Source organism: Malikia spinosa (genome assembly GCF_002980625.1).
Classification (GTDB): Bacteria; Pseudomonadota; Gammaproteobacteria; order Burkholderiales; family Burkholderiaceae_C; genus Malikia; species Malikia spinosa.
The window spans coordinates 1-24,638 of the sequence record NZ_PVLR01000009.1 but is presented as its reverse complement, the minus strand read 5'-3'; the positions used below and the strand labels follow the sequence as shown (position 1 = coordinate 24,638).

The window sequence follows — 24,638 nt, the reverse complement described above, 5'->3', positions numbered from 1 at the left end:
TGGTGCCTCCTGGGACGAGGCCGCCATGTCCGGCGCCAACGATCCGGGCGTGCAGTCGGTGCGCCAGATCTACGAGTTCTACAAGCGCTTCGGCATCGCGACCGAGGTCATGGGCGCGAGCTTTCGCAACGTGGGCCAGATCCAGGCGCTGGCGGGCTGCGACCTGCTGACCATCAGCCCGGAGCTGCTGAGCACCCTGTCGGCCAGCGAAGCACCGCTGGCACGCGCACTCGACCCCGAGGCCGCCGCGGCGCTGGAGCTGCCCTTCGTGCAGTACGACGAGCCGGCGTTCCGCCTGGCGCTGAACCAGGACGCGATGGGCACCGAAAAGCTGGCCGAGGGCATCCGCGCCTTCTGTGCCGACGCGGTCAAGCTCGAACAATTGATCCTGGCCGCCTGAGGTCCGATACCGCACGGCTGGGGTTCGGGCCGTGGCCCGGGTCCGGTCGGTCCTGACCCGACCCGACCCGTCAGGCTCAGGCTCAGGCTCAGGCTCAGGCTCAGGCTCAGTCGGCCTGGCGCAGCACCTGCAGCGCCTGCTGGAACTCGAAATGGCGCATCGCCTCGGCCACGGCTGCGAACCGAGGCCCCAGTGCCGCGCGGGCCAGCGCTTCGTTGTCCTCGAACAGCTGGACGCCGCTGGCATCGTCGGCCTCTAGCAGGGCGAGCAACCGAGCCCGCACGGCGTTCCAGCGCTCGAGGTCGAACGCCGGTTCGATCTGCGCCTGGCGTTGCTGGGCCAGACCGTCCGAGATCGCCTGCACCAGCTGCGCCAGCGGCTCGGAGATTGCCGCCAGCAGCGCTGGCAGCCCTTCGCCCGTTTCGTTCTGCGCCCCCGATGCATGGGCTTGCAGTGCCTGCTCGAGCCGCGCGGCCTGCTCGCGCAGCGCCAGCGCGCCGACCTGGGCCGAAACTCCCTTGAGCGTGTGCGCGGCCCGAGTTGCTTCTTCCCAGCGCGAGGCTTCCATCGCCTCCTTGATGCGCGCGATCGCATCCGCCTGGTCCGTGACGAACTGCTGCAGCAAGCTGCGGTAGAGCGCCGGCCGTGCGCCCGCCTGTGCCAGACCCAAGGCCTGGTCGAGTCCTTCGATCATGCTCAGCGGTCCAGCCGGTTCAGCCGGTCCAGCCGAAGCAGCGGCCGGCTCGCCTTTTTCGGCCTGGCGCGCCGCCGTCATGCGTTCGCGCTCCGGCCTGACCCACTGCAGCAGCTTGGCCTGCAGCAGCCCGGGATCGATCGGCTTGGCGATATGGTCGTTCATGCCGGCCTCGAGGCAGGTTTCGCGGTCGCCGGTCATGGCATTGGCGGTCATCGCGACGATCGGCAGATCGGCCAGCCCGGGCAGCTGGCGGATGGCGCGCGTGGCCATCAGCCCGTCCAGCACCGGCATCTGCATGTCCATCAGCACGATGTCGTAGCGCTGCTGCTGGACCATGGCCAGGGCCATGGCGCCGTCCGTCGCCAGCTCGACCTCGAGCCCCGACTCGTGCAGGAAGGCCATGGCGACCTCCTGATTCAGCGGGTTGTCCTCCACCAGCAAGGCGCGCGCACCGGCCAGGCTCCGGCTATCGGGTTCGACGGCGTCGGCCATGTGGGTCTGGTGCGGATGGTCGGCGGGGCTCAGCACCCGCTGCAGCAACTCGAACAAGGCCTTCGGGCGCACCGGCTTGTCCAGCCGGTCCATCAGTCCGGCCGCTGGCGCGATCTCGGCCCAGTCGTCGGGAAGCTGCCCGCTGAGCAGCACGCAGTCGGGCCGCTGGCGCAAGCCGAGCGCGGCGATGCGCCGGGCGGTCTCGATGCCGTCGGGCTCCGGCATCTGCCAGTCCAGCAATACCAGCCGGTAAGGCTGGCCCTGCTGGTCGGCGTCCTGCAGCGCTGCCAGGGCCGCCGACCCACTGCGCTGCTGGCTGACCTCGAAGCCCAGGCGCTGCAGCAGCGCGGCCAGCAGCTGGCCGGCCGTTTCCTGGTCGTCCACCACCAGCACGCGCAGGCCCTGCCAGTCGGGGGCGGCCTGCAGCGCAGGTGCCGCCTGTCCTATTCCCAGCCGGGCCGTGAACCAGAAGGTCGCTCCCTGTCCCGGCCGACTGGCTACCCCCACTTCGCCGCCCATCAGCTCGGCCAGCCGCTTGGAGATCGCCAGCCCTAGCCCCGTGCCGCCGTACTGGCGGGTGGTCGACGCGTCGGCCTGCTGGAAGCTCTGGAACAGCTTGCCGCTCAGGGCCTCGTCGAGGCCGATGCCGCTGTCGCGCACGGCAATATGCAGCAGCAGTCCGGCATCGTCGCGCTCGATGACGCAGACCCGGATGCCGATCTGGCCGCGCTCGGTGAACTTCAGCGCATTGTTGGTGTAGTTGATCAGCACCTGCTCGATGCGCAGCGGGTCGCCCGTCAGATAGCGCGGCACCTCCTCGGCGACCTCGATCAGCAGCTCCAGGCCCTTGGCTGCCGCGCGCTCGCCGAACAGGTCGGCAATATGGTCGAGCACGGCATCGAGCTCGAACTCGGTCTGCTCGATGCCGAGATGGCCCGACTCGATCTTGGAGAAATCGAGGATGTCGTTGATCACGCCCAGCAGATGCTGGCTCGAAGCCTGGATCTTGCGCAGGTAGTCCTGCTGGCGCGGCGACAGCCCGGTCTTGAGCGTCAGCAAGGTCATGCCGTTGATCGCATTGAGCGGGGTGCGGATCTCGTGGCTCATGTTGGCCAGGAAGGTGGCCTTGGCCCGGCTTGACTGCTCGGCCGCCTCCTTGGCCACCTGCAGCTCGGCGGTCCGCCGGCCAACCAGGGCTTCGAGCTCCTGCTTGGCTTGCAGCGCCGCCTCGCGTTTGCGCACCAGCGACCGCAAGTAGAGCGTCAAGGCCGCCAGTGCCAGGATCAGCAGGTCGCCGATCATGGCCAGCAGCGTGAACAGGGCGTAGCGCTGGCTTTCGAGCTGGCGGATTTCCGGCATCGGATGCAGCAGATGGATCGAGAAACTGTCCGAGCGCCGGTTGCCGTCGAGCAGCAGGAAGGGCGTGGACCGCTGGTCGAGCCGGACCAGATCCGACAGGCCGAGCTCGCCCCAGGGGGCAATGTCGAGCGGCTCGAAGCGGGTGTTGCGGTATTCGAGCGCGAGCGCGGGTTGCGCCAGGCTCGGGCCGAGTCGGTCGGGCAGGAAGCGGAATTCCAGCGACTTGTCCTGCGCCAGCACGATGGCGCCGTTGGCATCGGCCACGAAGACGTTCTCGTTGCGGGTCCAGCGCGAGCGCGCGACGATGTCGGTCTTGGTGACGACGGCGCCGACGAACTGGCCGTTGACGATGACCGGATGCGACACATACAGGCCCGGCACCCGGCTGATGCGCCCGACCGCATATTGCTGCCCTAGCCTGGATTCGTTGCCCTGGATGTCGCGGAAGTAATGGCGGTCCGAGTAGTTGCCGCCGACGAAGCTGCCGGCCTGGCCCGCGTTGCTCGAGGCAATGCAGTCGCCGGCCGCGTTGAGCAGCCAGATCGCGTCGATCTGCAGCGCCTCGGTGTAGCGGCCCAGATAGCGGCTGAGCCGGCCCAGCTCAGGCGCTTGTTCCCAGTGCAGACGCTTGGCCGCCAAGGTGCCGGTCGCGGCTGCGACTTTCGGGCCGAACGGCAAAAGCCCGCGCTCGATCTGGGCTTCCCGGGCCAGGATGCGGGTGACGCCGCCCAGGGTGGTCAGCACATCATGCAAGCTGCCATTGAGCACTTCGAGCTGCTGCTGCGCGAGATGCTTCTGGTGCTGGTAGCTTTGCTGCTGCATCTGGGCGGTGTAGCGCTGGGCGATCAGCCAGGAAAAACCGCTCCAGAGCAGCATGACACCCAGGACCAACCCAGGCCAGAGCCACCGATTGCGCTGCGACAAGCGGTCCAATAGGTGAGTCTGTTTTCGCATGGGGGGCTGCGCACGCAGCACGGTAACCATGCCGCATTGTCAGTGATTGGCGCAGCTGTTGGCAAGGCGGTCGCCTTGCCAATTCTTTGTCCGGACGTAGGGGTTTTCCGCGGCTCTTCAAACGCTGGAGTCGCCCTGACGCAGCTCGCGCCAGCGCGTCGGGGCGGCCCTGTGCCGGCGGACTGTCAGCCTTCAGCCGCGCTGGCTCCACTGCGCCAGCAACAGCTTGGCGCTGGCCAGGTTGGTCGCGCAAGGGATGTCGTGCACGTCGCAGGCCCGCACCAGCGCGTTGATGTCGGGCTCGTGCGGCTGTGGCGTCATCGGGTCGCGCAGGAAGATCACTGCGTCGACCTGGCCCACGGCCAGCCGGGCGCCGATCTGCAGGTCGCCGCCCAGCGGACCGCTGAGCAGGCATTCGACCGTCAGGCCGACCTCATGCTGCAGCCGCCCGCCCGTGGTGCCGGTGGCGCACAGGGTGCAGCCGGCCAGGAAGGGCTGGAACTCGCGCGCCAGCTCGACCATGTCGGCCTTCTTGCCATCGTGGGCAATCAATGCGATCCGCATGCCGATCTCAGCCCGTGTTGCGCAGGCCGGCGGCGATGCCGTTGATCGAGATGTGGATGCCGCGCTTGACCAGGCCTTCCTGGCTGCCGGCGCGGTAGCGTCCGATCAGCTCGACTTGCAGGTGGTGCAGCGGGTCGATGTAGGGGAAGCGGTGCTCGATCGAGCGCGCCAGCGAGCGGTTGCCCGCCAGCCGCGCGGCCTCGCCCGTGATCTGGCTCAGCACCTCGTGGGTGCGCTGCCATTCGGCCTCGATGCGGGCGAACACCTGCTGGCGCAGCTGGGCATCCGGCACCAGCTCGGCGTAGCGCGAGGCCAGCGACAGGTCGCTCTTGGCCAGCACCATGTCGATGTTGGACAGCAGGGTGCTGAAGAAGGGCCATTTGCGGTGCATCTGGCGCAGCAGCTCCAGCGCCGGCTCGGTGCCGAGCTGCTCGGCCAGCCGGTCGACCGCGCTGCCAAAGCCGTACCAGCCCGGCAGCGTCAGGCGGCACTGGCCCCAGCTGAAGCCCCAGGGGATCGCGCGCAGGTCCTCGATGCGCTGGTTGGCCTTGCGCGAGGCCGGGCGCGAGCCGATGTTGAGCTCGGCGATCTCGCGGATCGGCGTCGCGGTGAAGAAGTAGTCGGTAAAGCCCGGGGTCTCGTAGACCAGCGCGCGGTAGGCCGCCATGCTGGCTTGCGACAGCTGCGCGGCCGCGTCGAGGAACTTGGCCGGCACCGGCTTGAGCGCCGGCAGCAGCGTCGCTTCCAGCGTGGCGGCGACCAGGGTCTCGAGGTTGCGCCGGCCGATCTCGGGGTTGGCGTACTTGGAGCCGATCACCTCGCCCTGTTCGGTCAGTCGGATCTGGCCGCGCACGGTGCCGGCCGGCTGTGCCAGGATGGCCTGGTAGCTCGGGCCGCCGCCGCGACCCACCGTGCCGCCGCGACCGTGGAACATGCGCAACTTGATCGGCCCTTGCTCGCGCCCGAGCTGGTCGAACAGCGCGACCAGCGCGGTCTCGGCCCGATACAGCTCCCAGTTGCTGGTGAAGATGCCGCCGTCCTTGTTGCTGTCCGAGTAGCCGAGCATGATGTCTTGCTCGTTGTACTGGTCGGGCTCGCCGCTCTGCACCATGGCGGCTACGCCCGGCAGACGGTAGAAGGCATCCATGATGCCGGCGGCGTTGCGCAGGTCCTCGATGGTCTCGAACAGCGGCACCACGATCAGGTCGGCGCGCGCGCCATGTTCGAGCGTGCCGTGCAGCAGGCCGACTTCCTTTTGCAGCAGCAGCACCTCGAGCAGGTCGCTGACGGTCTCGGTGTGGCTGATGATGGCGTGGCGGATCGCGATCGTGCCGTAGCGCTGGCGCATCTCGCGCGCGGTCTCGAAGATCTCGAGCTCGCTGCGGGTATGGGCCTGGTAGTCGCCGTCGAGCACGCGCAGCGGGCGCGCATCATCGAGCAGTCGCAGCAGCAAGGCCTGCTTGGCGTTCTCGTCGAGCGCGCTGTAGTCGGGCTCGATGCGGGCCACGGCCAGCAGGTCGGCCAGCGCGGCTTCGTGCTGGTCCGAGCTCTGGCGCAGGTCCACTGTCGCCAGATGGAAGCCGAACACCTGCACCGCGCGGATCAGCGGGCGCAGCCGCTGCTCGGTCAGCGCCTCGCAGCGCTGCTCGACCAGGGCCGCCTCGATCGTGCGCAGGTCGGCCAGGAATTCCTCGGCGCTGGCGTAGGGATTCTGCGGTGCGATGGCATGGCGCGCGGCCTCGCCGCCCGAGAGTTCCGTCAGCGTGGCGGCCAGGCGGGCGTAGATGCCGGTCAGCGCGCGGCGGTAGGGCTCGTCGCGGCGATGCTCGTTGTGGTCGGGCGAGCGGTCGGCCAGCGCCTGCATCGCGGCGTTGACCCCGATGCGCATGTCCGACAGCGACAGCTCGGCGCCGAGCCGGTGCACCTCGGTCAGGTGGTGGCGCAGCGCGACATCGGACTGGCTTTTGAGCGCCAGCCGCAGCGTCGCGGCCGTGACGTTGGGGTTGCCGTCGCGGTCGCCGCCGATCCACTGGCCCATGCGCAGGAAGGGCGCCAGCGACTGGCCGCCGAGCGCCTGCTCGACATCGCGGTACAGGCGGGGAATCTCGGGCAGGAAGGTGCTCTGGTAGTAGGCCAGCGAGTTCTCGATCTCGTCGGCCACGGTCAGCTTGGTGTAGCGCAGCAGCCGGGTGTGCCAGAGCTGGGTGATGCGCGCGCGCAGCTGGGCCTCGTTGGCCGCCAGGCCGCGCGCCAGCAGCAGGTCGCCGCTGGCGGCCGGCTTGCTGCGCTTGCTGCTCTTGTTGCTGCTGCCGGTCGCGCCGGCAGCGCCCTGGCCCAGGCTGTCGCGCTCGGTCAGCAGCCGGGCGATGTCGCGCTCGGCGTCCAGGATGCTCTTGCGCTGCACTTCGGTCGGGTGCGCGGTCAGCACCGGCGAGACATGGGAGTCGGCCAGCGAGGCGATGATCTGCTCGTGGCCGACGCCCGCGCGCGCCAGCCGGTCCCAGCTGTGCTCCAGGCTGCCTTCCTGCACATTGCCGGCGCGCTCGTGCACGCTGCGGCGGCGCACATGGTGGCGGTCCTCGGCCAGGTTGGCCAGGTGGCTGAAGTAGGTGAAGGCGCGGATCACGCTGACCGCCTGCGCATCGGTCAGGCCCTTGAGCAGCTGCTTGAGCGCCTTGTCGGCGGCGTGGTCGGCTTCGCGCCGGAAGGCCACCGACAGCTGGCGAATCTGCTCGATCAGCGCGTAGCTGGCGTCGCCCTCCTGCTCGCGGATCACCTCGCCGAGCAGTCGGCCCAGCAGGCGGATGTCATCGATCAGCGGCTGGTCCTTGGACGGATCGTCGCGCTTGGAACTTTTCATGCGGGCTGCTCCTGTTTCAATTCGGTGCCGGGCTGACGGCGTTCAGCTGTTGTTGCTCGATCTGCCGGGCCATGGTCTTGCCAAGCTCGACCCCCCACTGGTCGTAGGCGTGGATGCCCCAGATCGCGGCCTGGCAGAACACCTTGTGCTCGTAGAGCGCGACCATGGCGCCCAGCGTGTGCGGCGTCAGTTCGGCCAGCCACAGCGTCGAGTTCGGCACATTGCCGCGGAAGGTGCGGTGCGGCAGCAGCTCGGCGATCCTGGCTTCGTCCAGCCCGCTGGCGCGCAGCTCGGCCTCGGTGGCGGCTGCGTCGCGGCCCAGCGCCAGTGCCTGCGCCTGGGCTTCCAGGTTGAGCAGCGCGACCCGGTGGTGTTCGGCCGCCAGTGGCAGCGGGCAGTCCTCGCTGCGCACACCGATGAAATCGACCGGAACCCGGTGCTGGCCCTGGTGCAGCAGCTGGAAATAGGCATGCTGGCCTTCTATGCCAAGGCCGCCCCAGACGATCGGTCCGGTGCCGATCTCGACCGGGCTGCCGTCGACATGGGTCGACTTGCCGTTCGATTCCATGTCGAGCTGCTGCAAAAAGCGCGCGAAGTGGAACAGCCGGCTGGCATAGGCCGCGATCAGATGCGTCGGGCAGTCGAGGAAGTTGCGGTTCCACACGCCCAGCAAGGCCAGCCGCAGCGGCATGTTGTGCTCCGGCGGCGCTTCCCAGAAATGGCGGTCCATCGCGTGGCCGCCGGCCAGGAAGTCCCGGAAATTCTTGGCGCCAATCGCGATCGCCAGCGGCAGGCCGATCGCCGACCAGACCGAATAGCGCCCGCCAACCCAGTCCCAGAAGCCGAAGGTGTTGGCCGGGGCATAGCCCTGGGCGGCTGAGACTGCCGGCGAGGCGGTCACGGCGATCAGGTGCTGCGCCTGCTGCTCGGGCGTCTGCAGGCCATGGTCGGCCAGCCAGCGCTGGGCCGAATTCGCCAGCGTCAGGGTTTCCTGGGTCGTGAAGGTCTTGCTCTGGACGATGAACAGCGTGCTGTCGGGCTTGCACCAGCGCAGCAGCGAGTGCAGTGCCCAGCAGTCGGGGTTGGAGACGAAGTGCACCCGCACCTCATGCGAGGCCTGAGCGTCGAGCGCCTGCACCGCCATGCGCGGGCCGAGGTCCGAGCCGCCGATGCCGATGTTGATCACGTTGCTGATGCGCTGGCCGCGGTGGCCGCGCCAGCGGCCGTCGCGGATGCGCTCGGCGGCGTCGAGGAAGCGGTCGAGCTCCTGGCGCACGGCGTCCGAGATCTCAGCGCCCCAGGGTGCGTCGGGCATGTCGGCGCCGCGCAGCGCCATGTGCAGCACGGCGCGGTTCTCGGTCGCGTTGACGGGCAGGCCCTGGCGCTGGGCCTGGGCCTGCTCGAGCACGCGCGATTCAGCGGCCAGTTCGAGCAGGGCCTGCATCACCTCGGGCGTGACCTGCTGGCGGCTGGCGTCGAGCTGCAGGCCGGCGACCTCCAGCTGCAGGCTGGCCTGGCGTTCGCCGGCAGGGTCGGCCAGCAGCTCGCGCAGATGCGGCAGCGAGGGGTTGGCAAGGCTTTGCAGCCGCTTCCAGGCCGCTCGTTGTTGCGGGGGGGTGAAGTCGTTATTCATGTTCTGGTCTCCTCGGCCTGATGATTCAGCGGCTCGCCTGCAGCGCGGCCACGGCGTCGGTCGCCTCGCGCGCCAGCCGGGTGATCTGGGCCCAGTCGCCGGCCTTGACCGCGGCGGCCGGAGTCAGCCAGGAGCCGCCGACCATCGCCACGTTGGGCAGGGACAGGAAGCTGCCCATGTTCGCCAGCGACACGCCGCCGGTCGGGCAGAAGCGCAGATCCGGCAGCGGACCGCCCCAGGCCTTGAGCACCTCGACGCCGCCGAGCTGGGCCGCCGGGAAGCATTTCATCAGCGTGAAGCCGGCGTCGCGCGCGGCCATGGCCTCGCTCGGGCTGGCCACGCCGGGCACGAAGGGCAGGCCCGAGGCCAGCACGGCGGCCAGCAGTCCCGGCGTGGAGCCGGGCGACAGGCCAAAGCGCGCGCCAGCAGCCAGCACCTGGGCCACCTCGCTGGCCCGGGTCACGGTGCCGGCGCCGACCTGCATCTCGGGCACGGCGCGGGCCACCGCCTCGATCGCGGCCAGGCCGGCCGCGCTGCGCAGCGTGATTTCCATCACGTCGACGCCGCCGGCCAGCAGCGCCTCGGCCATCGGCACGGCCTGGGCCGGATCGGTCACGACGATGACCGGGACCACACGGGATTTGAACAGCGGCAGGGGAGCGGGAGAATTCATGATGCAGGACTCAAATATAAGGGGTCGGATCCACCGGGGTCGGCGTCAGCGGGGTGGTCGGTGACGCCGAAACAGTACCGGGGGCAATACAGGCAGCAGGGCAGGCGCTCAGTCGTTGCCGAACAGCGCCGAGCCACCGTTTTCGGCCAGGCCGGCATTGCGGCGGAACAGGCCGAACAGCTCGCGGCCATAGCCGTGGCCGTTGGCCGACAGGTCCTTGGCCGGCAGCGGGCGCTGTGCCAGTTCGGCCTCGGACAGCTCGAGCTCGAGCCGGCCGGCATCGCAGTCGAGCAGCACCATGTCGCCGTCCTGCACCCGCGCGATCGCGCCGCCACAGAGGGCTTCCGGGCTGACGTGGATGGCAGCCGGCACCTTGCCGGAGGCACCCGACATGCGGCCGTCGGTCACCAGCGCGACCTTGAAGCCCTGGTCCTGCAGGATGCCCAGGATCGGGGTCAGCTTGTGCAGCTCGGGCATGCCGTTGGCCTGCGGGCCCTGGAAGCGCACCACGGCGACGAAGTCGCGGTTCAGCGCGCCTTGCTTGTACAGGTCGCTGAGCGCCTGCTGGCTCTCGACCACCACCGCCGGTGCCCGCACCAGCCGGTGTTCGGGCTTGACGGCCGAGGTCTTGACCACCGCGCGGCCGAGGTTGCCGCGCAGGCGCTTCAGGCCGCCGTCGGCGCTGAAGGGGCGCTCGACCGGGCGCAGCACTTCCTCGTCGCCCGAAGTCGCCGCTGCGGCGCGCCAGGCCAGCTGGCCGTCCTGCAGCCAGGGTTCGACCGCGAAGCGCTGCATGCCGTGGCCCAGGATGGTGTTGACATCCGCATGCAGCAAGCCGGCCTGCAGCAGCTGGGCGATCAAAAAGCCCATGCCGCCCGCGGCGTGGAAATGGTTGACGTCAGCCTTGCCGTTCGGATAGACCCGGGCCAGCAGCGGAACCGCCTCGGACAGCTCGGCGAAGTCGTCCCAGTCGATCCGGATGCCGGCGGCGCGCGCCATCGCGACCAGGTGCAGCGTGTGGTTGGTCGAGCCGCCGGTGGCCAGCAGGCCGACGATGCCGTTGACGACGGCCTTCTCGTCGATGATCTCGCTGATGGCCAGCGGCTCGGGGCCGCCGTCGCGCATGCGCAGCACGCGCTCGACCGCAAAGTCGGTCAGCGCCTGGCGCAGCGGGGTGCCCGGATTGACGAAGGACGAGCCCGGCAGCTGCAGGCCCATGATCTCCATCAGCATCTGGTTCGAGTTGGCGGTGCCGTAGAAGGTGCAGGTGCCGGCGCCATGGTAGGCGGCTTCCTCGGCCGCCAGCAGCGCCGAACGGTCGACCAGGCCCTGGGCGTACTGCTGGCGCACCTTGGCCTTGTCGTCGTTCGACAGGCCCGAGGTCATCGGGCCGGCCGGCACGAACACCGCCGGCAGGTGGCCGAACTGCAGCACGCCGATCACCAGGCCCGGCACGATCTTGTCGCAGATGCCCAGGCACAGCACGCCGTCAAACACATTGTGCGACAGCGCCACCGCAGCGGCCAGCGCGATCACGTCGCGCGAGAACAACGACAGCTCCATGCCCTCGTAGCCCTGGGTCACGCCGTCACACATCGCCGGCACGCCGCCAGCGACCTGGGCCGTGGCGCCGAACGCGCGCGCGGCCGCGCGGATTTGATCCGGGTAATGCTCGTAGGGCTGGTGCGCCGACAGCATGTCGTTGTAGGAGGTCACGATCCCGAGGTTGGGCTGGCGTTCCTGCCGCAGCACCAGCTTGTCCTGCGCCGGCATCGCCGCGAAGGCGTGCGCCGCGTTGGCGCAACCCATGCCCGCGCGGTAGGGTCCGGGCTTGCGCAGTCCGGCTGCCGTGTTCAGGTAGGCGGAACGGCTGGCCTGGCTGCGCTCGATGATGCGCGCGGTCACGCGTGCCAGGACGGGAGCGACGGTGGTGGGCAGGGAGGGAGTGGACATGGGGGCTTTCTAGAAAATCAGGGGGCGAGCCAGACCTGGACCGGTTGCAGGGCGCGATGCAGGACGAGCGAAATGGGGGCCTCTGCCGAGGCGGCGCGACAGGCTTGATCGAACACCGCGCGCTTGCGCTCGCCGCTCAGCGGCAGGTAGATCGCGCGTGCGGCCAGCAGCGTGGGCAGGGTCAGCGTCAGCCGGGCGTGCGGCGCCGTGGCCGGCCGGACCCAGGCCACTCGCTGTTCGGACTCCAGCGCGCGGGCCAGACCAGGCGCGGCCGGGAACAGCGAGGCGGTATGGGCGTCCTCGCCCATGCCGAGCACCAGCAGGTCGAGCGGCCAGGGCAGAGCGGCCAGCTGCTGGTTGGCCGAGTCGGCCAGGCAGTCGAGCTCGGCCTCGCTCCAGTCGCTGGATGGCTGGCTGGGCAGGGTCGTGAAGAAGGGCTGCCAGCGCGCGGCGGCCGCGCACTCCTGCAGCAGCTGCTCGCGCACCAGCGTGCCGTTGCTGTCGGGATGACCGTCGGGCACGCAGCGCTCGTCGGCCAGCAGCACCGTGACCCGGTCCCAGGCCAGCTCCTGGCGCCGCAGCTCGGCAAACAGCGCCAGCGGCGACTTGCCGCCCGAGACCGCGAGCAGCGCCTGGCCGCGCGCATCGATTGCCGCGCGCAGCCGGTCAGCCAGCTCCAGCGCCAGCTCGCGCGCCTGTTGCGCGGTGTCCTGGCAGGGGCGCAGCAGCCAGGGGCTGGCGTCAGCGGCCGTGCCGGCGGTTACGCCAGCCTGGGATGGAACGAGGGGGGTGACAGGCTGCATCATGGCCTTACTGCGCTTCCGCCCAGACCGCGTTCTCGCGTGCGACCAGCGCCGACGAGGCCGCCGGTCCCCAGCTGCCGGCCGGGTAGGATTTCGGGCGGTCGGCCAGCTGCTTCCAGCCCTCGATGATCGGGTCGGCCCATTTCCAGGCCGCCTCGAGCTCGTCGCGGCGCATGAAATGGGTCAGGCGGCCCTTGATGACGTCGATCAGCAGCCGCTCGTAGGCCTCGGCGCGGCGCTCGGTGAAGACCGACTGCAGGTCCAGGTTCAGGTTGACCGGGCGCATCTTCATGCCCGAGCCCGGTTCCTTGGCCATCATCTGCATCTGGATCGACTCGTCGGGTTGCAGCGTGATGATGAGCCGGTTCGGGGTCGAGGCGGCGGCCTGCTCGGCAAAGATCGAGAACGGCGGCTCGGAGAACTCGATGATGATCTCGGAGTGGCGGTTCTGCATCCGCTTGCCGGTGCGCAGGAAGAAGGGCACGCCGGCCCAGCGCGCGTTGTTGATCTGGGCCCGGATCGCGACGAAGGTCTCGGTGCGGCTGTTCTCGGGCACATCGGCTTCCTGCAGATAGCCCTTGGCCGCCTCGCCGTTGACCACGCCCTCGGTGTACTGGCCGCGCACCGTGTCGCGCACGATGTCGCTCAGGCTCATCTTGCGCAGCGAGCGCAGCACCTTGAGCTTCTCGTCGCGCACATCGTCGGGGTCGAGCGAGATCGGCGCCTCCATCGCGACGATGCACAGCAGCTGCAGCAGGTGGTTCTGCACCATGTCGCGCATGGCGCCGGTGTGGTCGTAGAAGCCGGCGCGGGTGCCGACGCCGACGGTCTCGGCCGCGGTGATCTGCACGCTCTTGATGTAGGGCGCGCGCCACAGCGGCTCGAAGATCGCGTTGCCAAAGCGCAGCACCATCAGGTTCTGCACCGTTTCCTTGCCCAGGTAATGGTCGATCCGGTAGATCTGGCCTTCGCGGAAATGGCGTGCCACCGCTTCGTTGATCGCGCGCGCCGACGGCAGGTCATGGCCGAGCGGCTTTTCCAGCACGACCCGGCATTGCGCATCGATCAGGCCGGCCTGATCCAACTGCGCGGCGATCTGGCTGAACAGGCTCGGCGCGGTGGCGAGGTAGAACACCTTGATCGAGCCCGGCTGGCAATGGGCGGCGAGCTCGGCATAGCCCTCGGGCGCGGTGGCGTCCAGGCTCACGAAGTCCAGCCGCTGCAGGAAGCCCTGCCAGGCCTCGGCCTGCATGGCGTGCGCCTCGACATAGGCACGCGAGGTCTGGTCGATGAAGGCCACGTACTGCTCGCGGCTCCATTCGTTGCGACCGACGCCGATGATCCTGCAGTCCGTAGCCAGGCGGCCGTGCAGATGCGCCATGTAGAGGGCGGGCAGGAGCTTGCGCCAGGACAGGTCGCCGGCACCGCCGAAGATGACGATGTCCAGGGGAGGTTGGGCTGCGGTGTTCATGGAGTCTGCGTAGCGAGTGGATGTAACCATGTTACTTATTTTCTGTCTAAAAAAACGTAATCAAGTTACTTCGTGGTTTCATCCTGCATCAACTCCTCCAGCCTGGGCGGCTGGCAGCCCTTGCGGCTGCAGTTGATCGCGGCGGCCTGCATCGCGCGCTGCAGTGTCGCCGCCGCGCGTTCGCCAGCGCCTTCGGGCTGCGTGCCCCAGTCCGCCAGGCAGGAACCCCAGAACGTGTCGCCAGCGCCGACCGTGTCGACCAGCTCGATTCGTGGCGCCGCGGCCATGCTGCTCTGGCCGTCGATCCAGAGGTAGGCGCCCGCGGCACCAAAGGTGAAGGCGATGTGCCGGTTGGCGCCGCGCGCGAAGCGCTGGCGCAGCTCGTCGGCAGTTGCCAGGCTGGCGTGGCCGAAACCCAGGATTTCCAGGTCCTCGTCGCTGGCCTTGACCCAATCGGCCAGTTCCACCGCCTGCATCACGGCGGCGCAATAGCCCGCCAGATCGTCGGCCACCCGCGGGCGCAGGTTGACGTCGATGCTGATGGTCCAGCCCAGGGCGCGGGCGCCCTCGATCACCTGCATGACCTTGGCGTTCTCGGGCGGCACCAGCATCAGCGAGCCGGTGTGCAGCACGCCGGGCTGCATTTTTGCCATCAGGTCGAGCAGGGCTGCGGGCTGGTAGTCGCGGTCGGCAATGCCTTCGCGGTAGAAGCCGTAGCTGGGCTGGCCCGCGCGCACGGTCACCACCGCCAGCGAGGTCGGGCGCGCGCTGTCGGGGCTCATCGGCTCGACCGCGTCGGCGATCGAGCGCGCCTTGAGCTGCTGGCCGAAGCTGTCGCTCGAAAACGGCGACAGATAGCCGACCTGGCCGCCTTGCAGCGCAGTCGCGCGCGCCAGGTTGAACGGGCTGCCGCCCATCAGCGGCAGCAAGCTGCCGTCGGCCTGGGTGATGCAGTCCATCAGGGCTTCGCCGAGGATCAGGATCGGAGTGGACATGGGAAATACCTTTGACTAGAGCAGGGTTGCGGTCGAATTGGCCGGAAGTTTCGCTGCAAGGCCCGGCTCTCGTCATTAGGGAAAACACTAATTAAATCTAATTGATTTAGTTTTTGGCTTGCAGGATACTTGCGGCACGGCGAGCGGTGACAACCAGCTTGCCGTTGACACAGGTCGATGCCAAGATCGGCCGCACAGATGATCCACACAAGAGGAGCAAGAATGTCTTTCCACACCACCACCATCCGCCTGAGCCTGATCGCCGCTTCCGTGGCTGCGGCCGGCTTTGCCCATGCCGCCGAACCCGTGATCGGCCTGATCACCAAGACCGAGACCAACCCCTTTTTCGTCAAGATGAAGGAAGGTGCCGAGGCCGAAGCCAAGAAGCTCGGCGCCAAGCTGCTGAGCGGCGCCGGCAAGAGCGACGGTGACAACGCCGGCCAGGTCACCGCGATGGAGAACATGATCGCCGCCGGTGCCAAGACCATCCTGATCACCCCGAGCGACTCCAAGGCCATCGTGCCGGCGATCAAGAAGGCCCGCGCCCAGGGCGTGATGGTGATCGCCCTCGACAGCCCGACCGATCCGCAAGACGGCACCGACGCGCTGTTCGCGACCAACAACTACAAGGCCGGCGAGCTGATCGGCGCCTACGCCAAGGCCGCGCTGGGTGGCAAGAAGCCCGTGATCGCGACCCTGGACCTGTTCCCCGGCCACCCGGTCGGCGCACAGCGTCACAACGGCTTCCTGAAGGGCTTCGGTCTGTCCTCGTTCGATGCCAAGAACAACGAACTGGCCAAGCCGGCCGAAGTCGTCTGCATGTCCGACAGCTACGGTGACCGCGCCAAGGGCCAGACCGGCATGGAAAACTGCCTGCAGAAGAACCCGACCATCAACCTGGTCTACACCATCAACGAACCCGCAGCCGCTGGCGCCTACAACGCGCTCAAGGCAGCCGGCAAGGAGAAGGATGTCGTGATCGTGTCGGTTGACGGCGGCTGCGCCGGCATCGCCGACGTGGGCAAGGGCGTGATCGCCGCGACCAGTCAGCAGTACCCGCTGCGCATGGCTGCCATGGGCGTGGCCGCTGGCGTCGAATACGCCAAGAGCGGCAAGAAGGCCAGCGGCTACATCGACACCGGCGTGACCCTGATCGCTGCCAAGGCCGTCGCTGGCGTCGACAGCAAGGACGTCAAGGTCGGCACCGACCTGTGCTGGGGCAACAAGTAAGCCCTGAAGACTGAGCGCGGGTCCGCCCCATGCCCCCCGGTGGGGCTGCGGGCGGGTCCCGCTGCCTCCCGAGTGAGGCGGCAGCCGGCCCGGTTTTCCCGGCCCGCCGCCTCCTGACTGACATGAACCAGACGATTCTCCAACCGCTGCCGGTGGCCCTGGCCGCAGGCGGTCCAGATCGCTACGGCATCCGACCATGAACAAGACCACCCTCCAGTTACCCCCGATCGCCACGTTGGGGCCCTTCATTGCACTGTTGCTGGCCTGCCTTTTCTTCGCCACCCAGAGCGAGCGCTTCCTGTCGGCGCAGAACTTCTCGCTGATCCTGCAGCAGGTCATGGTGGTCGGCGTGATCGCGATCGGCCAGAGCCTGATCATCCTGACCGCCGGCATCGACCTGAGCTGCGGCATGGTGATGGCCCTGGGCAGCGTCGTGATGACCAAGTTTGCCTCCGACTACGGCCTGCCGACGCCGGCGGCGATCGCCTGTGGCATCGCGGTGACCACGCTGTTCGGCCTGATCAACGGCCTGCTGGTGACCAAGGTCAAGCTGCCGCCCTTCATCGTCACGCTGGGCACGCTCAACATCGCCTTTGCCGCGACCCAGCTCTACTCGAATTCGCAGACCATCACCAATATTCCCGACGGCATGACCCTGCTGGGCAACACCTTCAAGATTGGTGACACCGCCATCGTCTACGGTGTGGTGCTGATGCTCGCGCTCTACCTGCTGACCTGGTTCGCGCTGCGCGAGACCAAGCCCGGCCGCCATGTCTACGCGGTCGGCAACAACCCCGAGGCGACCCGCCTGACCGGTATCGCCACCGACAAGGTGCTGCTGTCGGTCTACGTGCTCGCGGGCGCCTTCTACGGCATCGCCTCGCTGCTGAGCGTGGCGCGCACCGGCGCCGGTGACCCGAACGCCGGCCAGACCGAGAACCTCGACGCGATCACCGCAGTCGTGCTCGGCGGCACCAGCCTGTTTGGCGGCCGTGGCATCGTGCTCGGCACCCTGGTCGGCGCGCTGATCGTCGGCGTGTTCCGCAACGGCCTCACGCTGATGGGCGTGTCCTCCGTCTATCAAATCCTGGTGACCGGCATCCTCGTGATCCTGGCCGTCGCCACCGACCAACTCTCGCGCAAGGGAGCCCGCTGAAATGACCACCCACTCCAACGCTCCGATCGTCATGCAGGCCAAGGGCCTGGTCAAACGCTACGGCCAGGTCACCGCCCTCGATGGCGCCGACTTCGAACTGCGCGCCGGCGAGATCCTGGCCGTCATCGGCGACAACGGCGCCGGCAAGTCCAGCCTGATCAAGGCCCTGTCGGGCGCGACCATTCCCGACCAGGGCGAGGTCTTCCTGGACGGCAAGTCGATTCACTTCAAGAGCCCGATCGAAGCGCGCCGCGCCGGCATCGAGACCGTCTACCAGGACCTGGCGGTGGCCCCCGCCATGACGATCGCCGAAAACCTGTTCCTGGGCCGTGAACTGCGCCGCCCCGGCATCCTGGGCAGCGTATTCCAGATGATCGACAAGAAGAAGATGCTGGAAGAAAGCATCGCGCGCATGAACGACCTCAAGGTCGGCATCCGCTCGATGAACCAGGCAGTGGAAACCCTGTCGGGCGGCCAGCGCCAGTGCGTGGCCGTGGCCCGTGCCGCTGCGTTTGCCGAGCATGTCGTCATCCTCGACGAGCCGACCGCGGCGCTGGGCGTCAAGGAAGGCAATATGGTGCTCGAGCTGATCCGGCGCGTGCGCGACAAGGGGCTGTCGGTGATCCTGATCAGCCACAACATGCCGCATGTGTTCGAGATCGCTGACCGCATCCACATTGCCCGCCTGGGCAAGCGCGCCGCCGTGGTCGATCCCAAGCACATCAGCATGAGCGATACCGTGGCTGTCATGACCGGCGCGAAATCCGCCGCTGAACTGCCGCACCAGGCGCTGGCGCACTGAACCGCCGCCGCCACCAGAGAAAAGGACAACCGATGCTCAAGGGACTGGACCCCATCCTGACGCCGGAACTGCTGATGCACCTGTGCGCCATGGGCCATGGCGAATGGGTCGCCGTGGTCGATGCCAACTTCACCGCCGACTTCCTGGCCAAGGGCAAGCCGGTGGTGCGCCTGCCGGGGCTCAGCCTCGAGCGGGTGGCGCAGGCCGTGCTGTCGGTGTTTCCGCTGGCGGTCGACGTGCCGCAGCCGGCCGGCTACATGCAGCACAGCGGCCTGCCGGTCGGCCAGACCACGCCGGCGCAGGCAGCGTTCATCGAGCTGGCCTGCCGCCTCGAAGGCCTGGCCCCGGAGCAGGTCGAGCCGATCGAGCGCTTTGCCTTCTACGAACGCATCGCCGGCGCCAGCCTGATCGTGCAGAGCGGCGAGGCGAGCGCTTTTGGCAATGCGATACTCTGCAAGGGTGTCATCCTGCCCTGATCGCCTTTTTGCTGCCTCGTTGTCGACCATGCCCCGCGTCAAATCTCCCGCCGCTTCGTATTCCGCGCCCACTGCCGAGGTGACGCGCGCCATGCGCGGCTCCAACCAGCGCGGCATGCGTCAGTTCAACGAGCGCATCGTGCTGCAGGCAATCCGCCTGCATGGCGCGATCCCGAAGGCGGACCTGGCGCGCCTGACCCAGCTCTCGACCCAGACCGTCTCGGTCATCGTCGAGCGCTTGCTCGACGACGGCCTGCTGCTCAAGCAGGAGCGGCTGCGCGGGCGCATCGGCCAGCCCTCGGTGCCGCTGTCGCTCAACCCCGAAGGCGCCTTCAGCGTCGGCGTGCAGGTCGGGCGCCGCAGCATGGAGGTGCTGGTGCTCGATTTCGCCGGCCAGATCCGCTACCAGCATGTGTTCCATTACGAGTTCCCGGACCCGGACGAGGTGCTGCGCCATATCGCCTCGGCGCTGACGCTGCTGCGCCAGCAGATGGGCGAGCGTTGGGCCCGCGTGGTCGGCCTCGGCCTGTCGGCGCCGCTGTTCATGCACCAGTGGGCCGACCTGCTCGGCCCCGAGGCCGCGCCAGCAATGGCCAAGTGGGAGGGCGTTGACCTGCCCGAGCGGGTCCGCGCCCTGACCGAGCTGCCGGTCGTGTTTGCCAAGGACACGATCGCCGCCTGCACCGCCGAGCTGCTGCAGGGCCATGGCCAGCAGCTGCGCAGCTTCCTCTATGTCTTCATCGGCACCTTCGTCGGTGGCGGCCTGGTGCTGTCGGGCCATCTGCTGCCGGGCGAGCGCGGCAACGCGGGCGCCATCGGCTCGCTGCCGCTGGGCATGGCCCAGCCCGGCTCGCCGGCCCAGCTGCTGGAAAAATCCTCCGGCTGGCAGCTCGAGCAGGCGCTGATCCAGGCCGGACTCGACCCGCAGCTGATCCATGACGACGCGATTGCCGACCCGGCCTACGACGCACTGACCCAGCCCTGGCTCAATACCGCTGCCGATGCGCTCGCGATGACCATCACGGCCGCGACCGCGCTGCTCGACCTCGATGCGGTGGTGCTCGACGGCTCGCTGTCGCGCCGGCTGCTCGAGGCCTTGCTGGCGCAGACGCGCCAGGTGCTCGAAGCCTACCCGTTGGTCGGCATCGTGCGGCCGGGCCGGCTCGAGATGGGTCAGGTCGGTGCGCATGCCCGGGCGCTGGGCGGCGCCTTGCTGCCGCTGCACACCCAGTTCTTCCCCGACAAGGACATCTTCCTCAAGCAGGACCTTTGAGCCGCCGTTCAGAACGGGCAATGCGGCGACGCCAGCAGGGCGTCGTAATCCGGCACCGCGGCCAGCACATGCGGCCCCGCCAGTTCCTCGGCGCTGTGGCTGGTCAGCAGCGCGATCGCGCGCATGCCGGCATTACCTGCCGCCGCGATGCCGGCCGGGCTGTCCTCGAACACCAGGCAGTCGGCCGGTGCCACCCCCATGCGCTGCGCGACCGCCAGGAAGATCGCCGGATCGGGCTTGCCCGGCAGGCCCTCGTCGCCGCCGACGCAGACCTCGAACAGGCCGTCGAGATCGGGCCTGGGCAGGCGCTCGAGACAGAAGCGCACATTGTGCCGGTCGCCCGCCGTGCCCAGGCCGCAGCGCAGGCCCAGGCTGCGCGCGCGCAGCGCAAAGCGCTCGAAGCCGCCGACCCAGCGGAACTGCGCGCCGAATTGCTCGCGGTAGAGCGCTTCCTTCTCGTGCACATAGGCCTGCGCCAGCTCGAGCGGCAGCGCGGCGCCGAACAGCGCGCGCATGCCCTCGACACCGGTGCGCCCACTGGTGGCGCGTTCGAGTTCCTCGGCCTGTTCGCTCAGGCCGTAGCGGGCCGCGAACTGGGCCCAGCTGCTGCGGTGGACCGGCATCGAGTCGATGATGGTGCCATCCATGTCGAAGATCAGATGAGGCATGGGTTTGAGATTCATTCAGAGTGAGAGGCCGCCGGCAGCCAGGATGTCCCAGCAGTCCAGGTACTGCTGGCGAAACTGCGGCTCCTGCGTGGCGCGCCAGAGTCGCCAGGCACTGGCCAGCGTTTCGGCCTGGACCCAGAAATACTTGTCGCGGTCCCAGGGCGAGCCGTCGGGCCCGAAGCCGTAGATCAGTCCACCATGTTGCGCATCCCAGCCGTGGCGCCAGGCCGCCAGCTGCAGTTCGGCGGCGCGATCGAGCCAGCGCCGCTGCGGGCGCAATTCATGGGCCTGCAGGATCAGCTTGGCCCATTCGGTCTGGTGGCCGGTCTGGTAGCCCCAGGGCTTGAAGATGTCGTCGCGCCGGCCTTTCTGGTATTCCCAGTCGGGCTGCCAGTCCAGGTCGTAATGCTCGCAGATCAGTCCGGTCGCCGGGTCGGCCAGCTCGAAGGCGAAGCGCTCGATCAGGCTTTCGGCCCGCTCCAGGTAGCGCGCCTCGCCCGTGGCCTCGAAGGCGGCCAGGCAGGCCTCGCACTGGTGCATGTTGGCGTTCTGACCCCGGTAGTCCGACAGGCGGCCGTCGCTGCCGCGCTCGTCGGCATAGGCGCGCTGCGCCGGCAGGTAGAAGGCGTGCTCCATCCGGTCGAAGGCGGCAGCCACCTGTTGCGGCGTCGCCAGCCCGACCCGGCAGGCCTGGCTCAGCGCCAGCAGCACGAAGGCCTGGCCGTAGGCCAGGGCACGGTCGTCCTCCACCGCGCCTGCGCGCACGGTCCAGGCGTACAGGCCGGCATTCGGGTGGCCCGCCGGCAGGCAAAAGGCCTGCTGCAGATGGGCCAGGGCATGCGCGGCCCAGGCCCGGTGGCGCGGCTCGCCGCCGTGGCGATACGCCTGGCTCCAGTTGAAGACATAACGGGTCGCGCTGACCAGATGCCGGTGCTCGCGCTCGTAGACGCTGCCGTCATCGAGCAGGTAGTGGAAGAAGCCGCCGTCCGGATCACAGGCGCTGCACTCGTAGAACGCCAGCGTGTGCGCGATATGCGCTTGCAGGAAGGCGCGGCTCTCGAACGCCGGGGCAGGGGGCACAGTGGTCGCGCTCATGCGTAGCTGACCGGCACGCGCCGGCCCGTGCGTGCGCTCTCTAGCAGCGCCAATGCCACCGCCAGCGACTTGAGCCCGTCCTCGCCGCTGGCCAGGTCGTTGGGCTGGCCCGCGATCGCCCGGTGCAGCTCGCGCAGCGCGCGCACATACAGGTTGTCGTGGTCCAGCCGCAGCGACAGGTCGCCGTCGGCGCGGCGCCAGACCAGCTCGCCGCCCGGCGCCTGGTTCAGCACGTTGCGCGCCTCCAGGCTGGCTTGCTGGCCCAGGATCTCGAGCCGGTTCGAGGCATGTGGCGTGTTGTAGCCCTGGTGCGTGAAGGCGCACAGGCCGCTGGCGAACTGCCAGAGCGACATCGCATCGTCCTCGACGCCTCGGCTCATGCCGCGTTGCTGCGTCATCGCCATCACCTCGACCGGGTATTCGCCGAGCAGGAAGGCCAGCGAGTCGGCGTTGTGCACCGCGATGTCGAGCACCACGCCGCCACCGGCGCCCGGGTTGTCGATGCGCCAGCCCTGCAGCTGGGCGCGCAGGAACACCGAGTGGCTGACCCGCGCCGATACCAGCGGGCCCAGGCCCTGCTGGCGCAGCACCTCGCGCATCTGGCGGTGCGCGCTGTTGTGACGCAGGTGGTGATTGGTGCCCATGACGACGCCGGCCGCGCGGCAGGCCTCGACCATGCGGCGCGCGGCGGCCAGGTCGAGCGCGAGCGGTTTCTCGCACAGCACATGGCAGCCCAGCGCGGCGGCCTGCAGCACCGCGGCCTCGTGCTGGTCGTTGGTGCTCGACACATAGACCGCATCGAGTTCGAGTCCGGCCAGTGCGCCGAGGTCGGTCAGCGCCTGCGTGATGCCGTGCTGGCGCGCAAAGGCCTGGGCCCGTTCGGCGCTGCCTGATACCACGGCCACCACTTCGTCGCCGACGGCGCGCACTGCGCCGACCATCCATTCGGACGCGATATTGCTCGCGCCGACAAAAGCCCATTTCATCTCGTCTCTCCTGTTGCGGCCTGGTGCAATTCCAGTGGCCATCTCAATTTCAGTCGTTCCAGCGCAGCACCCAGTCGGCCCGCGGCCGGCTGGCCTCGATCAGCCGCGCATTGGGCTCGTCGGTCGACGCGATCCAGTCGCGCGCGGCCTGTTCGCTGCGGCCAAAGGCCATGTGGCGCTGCAGCAGGCGTTGCAAGCGCAGCGGCTCGTCGGGCTCGACATACCAGACCGCGTCGAGCAAGCCGGCCACCTCGGCCCAATGCCCCTGTTCGAGCAGCAGATAGTTGCCCTCGGTGATCACGAGTCGCGTCTGCGCGTCCACGCCAATCGCGCCGGCAATCGGCTCCTCGAGCTCGCGCAGGAACTCGGGCGCATAGATCCGCTCATGCGGCTGCTGCTGGCGCAGCCGGCGCAGCAGCGCGACATAGCCCGCGCTGTCGAAGGTCTCGGGCGCACCCTTGCGCCCGGCCAGTCCCAGCCGCTGCAGCTCGGCATTGGCGAGGTGAAAGCCGTCCATCGGCACCACCTGGGCCAGCTCGCCGAGCTGCTGCTGCAAGGCGGCGGCCAGGGTGGACTTGCCCGCGCCGGGCGCGCCGACCAGGCCGAGCAGGCAGCGCCGGCCCGATGCGAGCAGCCGGTCGATCTGTTGCTGCAAGGCCTCGGGGATGGGAGGGTAGTTTTTCAGGTCTGTCATGAGTCGGGGGCAGATGTCGAGTCGCTCCAGTGCGGTCTCGATCTGTCGATTCTGCATTGGACGCCGGCGCCGGGCGATCCGGCGTGCGCGATTCGGTTACGACACCAGAACAACCTGTATCAGGGGGATGGTTGTGTAACTGAGTTACCTGTTTTTCGCTAGCATTCGTTCATCCGCTGGCGCAATGCATCTTGCAGCGCCGGCCGCCACCCATCAGGAGACAAACATGACAATCAAGATCGGAATCAACGGCTTTGGCCGCATCGGGCGCATGGTTTTCCGGGCCGCCGTGCAGAACTTCGGCGACATCGAGGTGGTCGGCATCAACGACCTGCTGGAACCCGATTACCTGGCCTATATGCTCAAGTACGACAGCGTGCATGGCCGCTTCGACGGCGAAGTGTCGGTGCAGGGCAACACCCTGGTGGTCAACGGCCGCGCCATCCGCCTGACCCAGGAGCGCGATCCGGCCAACCTCAAGTGGGACGAGGTCGGCGCGCAGGTCATCGTCGAGTCGACCGGCCTGTTCCTCGACAACGCCGGCGCTGGCAAGCACCTGGCTGCTGGTGCCAGGAAGGTCGTGATCTCGGCCCCGAGCAAGGACGACACGCCGATGTTCGTCTACGGCGTCAACCATGACTCCTATGCCGGCGAGGCCATCGTCAGCAACGCCAGTTGCACCACCAACTGCCTGGCCCCGGTAGCCAAGGTGCTCAACGACAAATGGGGCATCAAGCGTGGCCTGATGACCACCGTGCACGCCGCCACCGCGACCCAGAAGACCGTCGACGGCCCGAGCAACAAGGACTGGCGCGGCGGCCGCGGCATCCTCGAAAACATCATCCCGAGCAGCACCGGCGCGGCCAAGGCCGTCGGCGTGGTGATCCCGGCCATCAAGGGCAAGCTGACCGGCATGGCGTTCCGCGTCCCGACCAGCGACGTCTCGGTGGTTGACCTGACTGTCGAGCTCGATAACGCCGCCAGCTATGCCGAGATCTGCGCCGAGATGAAGGCCCAGAGCGAAGGCGCGCTCAAGGGCGTGCTGGGCTATACCGAGGACAAGGTGGTCTCGACCGACTTCCGCGGCGAGCGCTGCACCAGCGTGTTCGACGCCGATGCCGGTATCGCGCTCGACGGCACCTTCATCAAGGTGGTCAGCTGGTACGACAACGAGTGGGGCTACTCGAACAAGTGCCTCGAGATGGCGCGCGTGGTGGCACAAGGCTGAAGGAACCCGACATGAGTGCAATCGTTGATATCGTCGGCCGTGAAGTGCTCGACAGCCGCGGCAACCCCACCGTCGAATGCGACGTGCTGCTCGAAAGCGGCGTCATGGGCCGCGCAGCCGTGCCGTCGGGCGCCTCCACCGGCAGCCGCGAAGCGATCGAGCTGCGCGACGGCGAC

Annotated in this window: 20 protein-coding genes and 1 pseudogene; 8 read left to right on the top strand and 13 right to left on the bottom strand. The window is 68.5% G+C overall.

The window, feature by feature from the left end; all coding sequences use genetic code 11:
• On the top strand, nucleotides 1–400 hold a 400-nt coding region (locus C6P61_RS03675), incomplete at its 5' end, for a transaldolase family protein (protein ID WP_280524109.1).
• A gap of 106 nt (nucleotides 401–506) precedes the next feature.
• On the opposite strand, the gene C6P61_RS03670 is transcribed toward C6P61_RS03675, so the two are convergent.
• The 9 genes from C6P61_RS03670 to C6P61_RS03630 all read right to left on the bottom strand — a co-directional run bounded on the left by C6P61_RS03670 (nucleotide 507) and on the right by C6P61_RS03630 (nucleotide 14,854).
• Nucleotides 507–3,824 carry a hybrid sensor histidine kinase/response regulator gene (locus C6P61_RS03670; protein WP_170067317.1) on the bottom strand — a complete coding sequence of 1,106 codons (3,318 nt, stop codon included), beginning with the start codon at nucleotides 3,822–3,824 and terminating at the stop codon, nucleotides 507–509.
• A 270-nt stretch (nucleotides 3,825–4,094) separates the two neighbouring features.
• Nucleotides 4,095–4,466 (bottom strand): methylglyoxal synthase, encoded by a 372-nt coding sequence (locus C6P61_RS03665; protein WP_105728583.1) that lies wholly within the window; start codon nucleotides 4,464–4,466, stop codon nucleotides 4,095–4,097.
• A 7-nt stretch (nucleotides 4,467–4,473) separates the two neighbouring features.
• A complete protein-coding gene (gene ppc, locus C6P61_RS03660; RefSeq protein ID WP_105728582.1) occupies nucleotides 4,474–7,326 on the bottom strand; it encodes a phosphoenolpyruvate carboxylase in 2,853 nt (950 codons plus the stop codon).
• Nucleotides 7,327–7,342: 16 nt separating this feature from the next.
• Nucleotides 7,343–8,959, bottom strand: coding sequence for a glucose-6-phosphate isomerase (pgi, locus tag C6P61_RS03655; protein ID WP_105728581.1), 1,617 nt, complete (start codon nucleotides 8,957–8,959; stop codon nucleotides 7,343–7,345).
• 25 nt (nucleotides 8,960–8,984) lie between these two features.
• Nucleotides 8,985–9,632: a bifunctional 4-hydroxy-2-oxoglutarate aldolase/2-dehydro-3-deoxy-phosphogluconate aldolase gene (locus C6P61_RS03650; protein ID WP_105728580.1), complete on the bottom strand. Its 648-nt coding sequence runs from the start codon at nucleotides 9,630–9,632 to the stop codon at nucleotides 8,985–8,987.
• A gap of 108 nt (nucleotides 9,633–9,740) precedes the next feature.
• Nucleotides 9,741–11,585, bottom strand: a complete 1,845-nt coding sequence (edd, locus tag C6P61_RS03645) for a phosphogluconate dehydratase (protein ID WP_105728579.1) — start codon at nucleotides 11,583–11,585, stop codon at nucleotides 9,741–9,743.
• 17 nt (nucleotides 11,586–11,602) lie between these two features.
• A complete protein-coding gene (pgl, locus tag C6P61_RS03640; protein ID WP_105728578.1) occupies nucleotides 11,603–12,391 on the bottom strand; it encodes a 6-phosphogluconolactonase in 789 nt (262 codons plus the stop codon).
• A 4-nt stretch (nucleotides 12,392–12,395) separates the two neighbouring features.
• Nucleotides 12,396–13,859: a glucose-6-phosphate dehydrogenase gene (zwf, locus tag C6P61_RS03635; RefSeq protein ID WP_105728577.1), complete on the bottom strand. Its 1,464-nt coding sequence runs from the start codon at nucleotides 13,857–13,859 to the stop codon at nucleotides 12,396–12,398.
• 65 nt (nucleotides 13,860–13,924) lie between these two features.
• Nucleotides 13,925–14,854 (bottom strand): PfkB family carbohydrate kinase, encoded by a 930-nt coding sequence (locus C6P61_RS03630; protein WP_105728576.1) that lies wholly within the window; start codon nucleotides 14,852–14,854, stop codon nucleotides 13,925–13,927.
• A 222-nt stretch (nucleotides 14,855–15,076) separates the two neighbouring features.
• Between C6P61_RS03630 and C6P61_RS03625 the strand changes: the two genes are divergently transcribed.
• From C6P61_RS03625 to C6P61_RS03605, 5 genes are all read left to right on the top strand, one after another.
• Complete coding sequence (locus tag C6P61_RS03625; protein ID WP_105728575.1) at nucleotides 15,077–16,084, top strand: sugar ABC transporter substrate-binding protein; 1,008 nt, start codon at nucleotides 15,077–15,079, stop codon at nucleotides 16,082–16,084.
• Nucleotides 16,085–16,280: 196 nt separating this feature from the next.
• Nucleotides 16,281–17,240 (top strand): ABC transporter permease, encoded by a 960-nt coding sequence (locus C6P61_RS03620; protein WP_105728574.1) that lies wholly within the window; start codon nucleotides 16,281–16,283, stop codon nucleotides 17,238–17,240.
• Nucleotide 17,241: 1 nt separating this feature from the next.
• Nucleotides 17,242–18,042, top strand: a complete 801-nt coding sequence (locus C6P61_RS03615; RefSeq protein ID WP_105728573.1) for an ATP-binding cassette domain-containing protein — start codon at nucleotides 17,242–17,244, stop codon at nucleotides 18,040–18,042.
• 32 nt (nucleotides 18,043–18,074) lie between these two features.
• Complete coding sequence (locus C6P61_RS03610) at nucleotides 18,075–18,518, top strand: RbsD/FucU family protein (protein WP_105728572.1); 444 nt, start codon at nucleotides 18,075–18,077, stop codon at nucleotides 18,516–18,518.
• Between the two features lie 28 nt (nucleotides 18,519–18,546).
• Nucleotides 18,547–19,791: an ROK family transcriptional regulator gene (locus C6P61_RS03605; protein WP_105728586.1), complete on the top strand. Its 1,245-nt coding sequence runs from the start codon at nucleotides 18,547–18,549 to the stop codon at nucleotides 19,789–19,791.
• An 8-nt stretch (nucleotides 19,792–19,799) separates the two neighbouring features.
• Here the strand turns inward: C6P61_RS03605 and C6P61_RS03600 are convergent, their stop codons facing one another.
• From C6P61_RS03600 to C6P61_RS03585, 4 genes are read right to left on the bottom strand one after another with little or no spacing between them, the layout of a single operon-like run.
• A complete protein-coding gene (locus tag C6P61_RS03600) occupies nucleotides 19,800–20,459 on the bottom strand; it encodes an HAD family hydrolase (RefSeq protein WP_244908761.1) in 660 nt (219 codons plus the stop codon).
• 15 nt (nucleotides 20,460–20,474) lie between these two features.
• Nucleotides 20,475–21,554, bottom strand: a complete 1,080-nt coding sequence (locus C6P61_RS03595; protein ID WP_105728570.1) for an AGE family epimerase/isomerase — start codon at nucleotides 21,552–21,554, stop codon at nucleotides 20,475–20,477.
• Nucleotides 21,551–22,540, bottom strand: a complete 990-nt coding sequence (locus C6P61_RS03590) for a Gfo/Idh/MocA family protein (protein ID WP_105728569.1) — start codon at nucleotides 22,538–22,540, stop codon at nucleotides 21,551–21,553. The genes C6P61_RS03595 and C6P61_RS03590 overlap by 4 nt, the downstream gene beginning before the upstream one ends.
• A gap of 49 nt (nucleotides 22,541–22,589) precedes the next feature.
• Complete coding sequence (locus C6P61_RS03585; RefSeq protein WP_105728585.1) at nucleotides 22,590–23,234, bottom strand: nucleoside/nucleotide kinase family protein; 645 nt, start codon at nucleotides 23,232–23,234, stop codon at nucleotides 22,590–22,592.
• 226 nt (nucleotides 23,235–23,460) lie between these two features.
• Here C6P61_RS03585 and gap point away from each other — a divergent pair, with 226 nt between their 5' ends.
• Both gap and eno read left to right on the top strand, forming a co-directional pair.
• Nucleotides 23,461–24,462 (top strand): type I glyceraldehyde-3-phosphate dehydrogenase, encoded by a 1,002-nt coding sequence (gene gap / locus C6P61_RS03580; RefSeq protein ID WP_105728568.1) that lies wholly within the window; start codon nucleotides 23,461–23,463, stop codon nucleotides 24,460–24,462.
• An 11-nt stretch (nucleotides 24,463–24,473) separates the two neighbouring features.
• A pseudogene (gene eno / locus C6P61_RS03575) lies at nucleotides 24,474–24,638 on the top strand (phosphopyruvate hydratase); the annotation flags it as partial.

What these genes read in the sequence shown, in the direction of transcription:
- C6P61_RS03670 (WP_170067317.1), bottom strand. Translation starts at nt 3,824, where the DNA reads ATGCTGCTCTGGAGCGGTTTTTCCTGGCTGATCGCCCAGCGCTACACC.
- C6P61_RS03665 (WP_105728583.1), bottom strand. Translation starts at nt 4,466, where the DNA reads ATGCGGATCGCATTGATTGCCCACGATGGCAAGAAGGCCGACATGGTC.
- ppc (WP_105728582.1), bottom strand. Translation starts at nt 7,326, where the DNA reads ATGAAAAGTTCCAAGCGCGACGATCCGTCCAAGGACCAGCCGCTGATC.
- pgi (WP_105728581.1), bottom strand. Translation starts at nt 8,959, where the DNA reads ATGAATAACGACTTCACCCCCCCGCAACAACGAGCGGCCTGGAAGCGG.
- C6P61_RS03650 (WP_105728580.1), bottom strand. Translation starts at nt 9,632, where the DNA reads ATGAATTCTCCCGCTCCCCTGCCGCTGTTCAAATCCCGTGTGGTCCCG.
- edd (WP_105728579.1), bottom strand. Translation starts at nt 11,585, where the DNA reads ATGTCCACTCCCTCCCTGCCCACCACCGTCGCTCCCGTCCTGGCACGC.
- pgl (WP_105728578.1), bottom strand. Translation starts at nt 12,391, where the DNA reads ATGATGCAGCCTGTCACCCCCCTCGTTCCATCCCAGGCTGGCGTAACC.
- zwf (WP_105728577.1), bottom strand. Translation starts at nt 13,859, where the DNA reads ATGAACACCGCAGCCCAACCTCCCCTGGACATCGTCATCTTCGGCGGT.
- C6P61_RS03630 (WP_105728576.1), bottom strand. Translation starts at nt 14,854, where the DNA reads ATGTCCACTCCGATCCTGATCCTCGGCGAAGCCCTGATGGACTGCATC.
- C6P61_RS03625 (WP_105728575.1), top strand. Translation starts at nt 15,077, where the DNA reads ATGTCTTTCCACACCACCACCATCCGCCTGAGCCTGATCGCCGCTTCC.
- C6P61_RS03620 (WP_105728574.1), top strand. Translation starts at nt 16,281, where the DNA reads ATGAACAAGACCACCCTCCAGTTACCCCCGATCGCCACGTTGGGGCCC.
- C6P61_RS03615 (WP_105728573.1), top strand. Translation starts at nt 17,242, where the DNA reads ATGACCACCCACTCCAACGCTCCGATCGTCATGCAGGCCAAGGGCCTG.
- C6P61_RS03610 (WP_105728572.1), top strand. Translation starts at nt 18,075, where the DNA reads ATGCTCAAGGGACTGGACCCCATCCTGACGCCGGAACTGCTGATGCAC.
- C6P61_RS03605 (WP_105728586.1), top strand. Translation starts at nt 18,547, where the DNA reads ATGCCCCGCGTCAAATCTCCCGCCGCTTCGTATTCCGCGCCCACTGCC.
- C6P61_RS03600 (WP_244908761.1), bottom strand. Translation starts at nt 20,459, where the DNA reads ATGCCTCATCTGATCTTCGACATGGATGGCACCATCATCGACTCGATG.
- C6P61_RS03595 (WP_105728570.1), bottom strand. Translation starts at nt 21,554, where the DNA reads ATGAGCGCGACCACTGTGCCCCCTGCCCCGGCGTTCGAGAGCCGCGCC.
- C6P61_RS03590 (WP_105728569.1), bottom strand. Translation starts at nt 22,540, where the DNA reads ATGAAATGGGCTTTTGTCGGCGCGAGCAATATCGCGTCCGAATGGATG.
- C6P61_RS03585 (WP_105728585.1), bottom strand. Translation starts at nt 23,234, where the DNA reads ATGACAGACCTGAAAAACTACCCTCCCATCCCCGAGGCCTTGCAGCAA.
- gap (WP_105728568.1), top strand. Translation starts at nt 23,461, where the DNA reads ATGACAATCAAGATCGGAATCAACGGCTTTGGCCGCATCGGGCGCATG.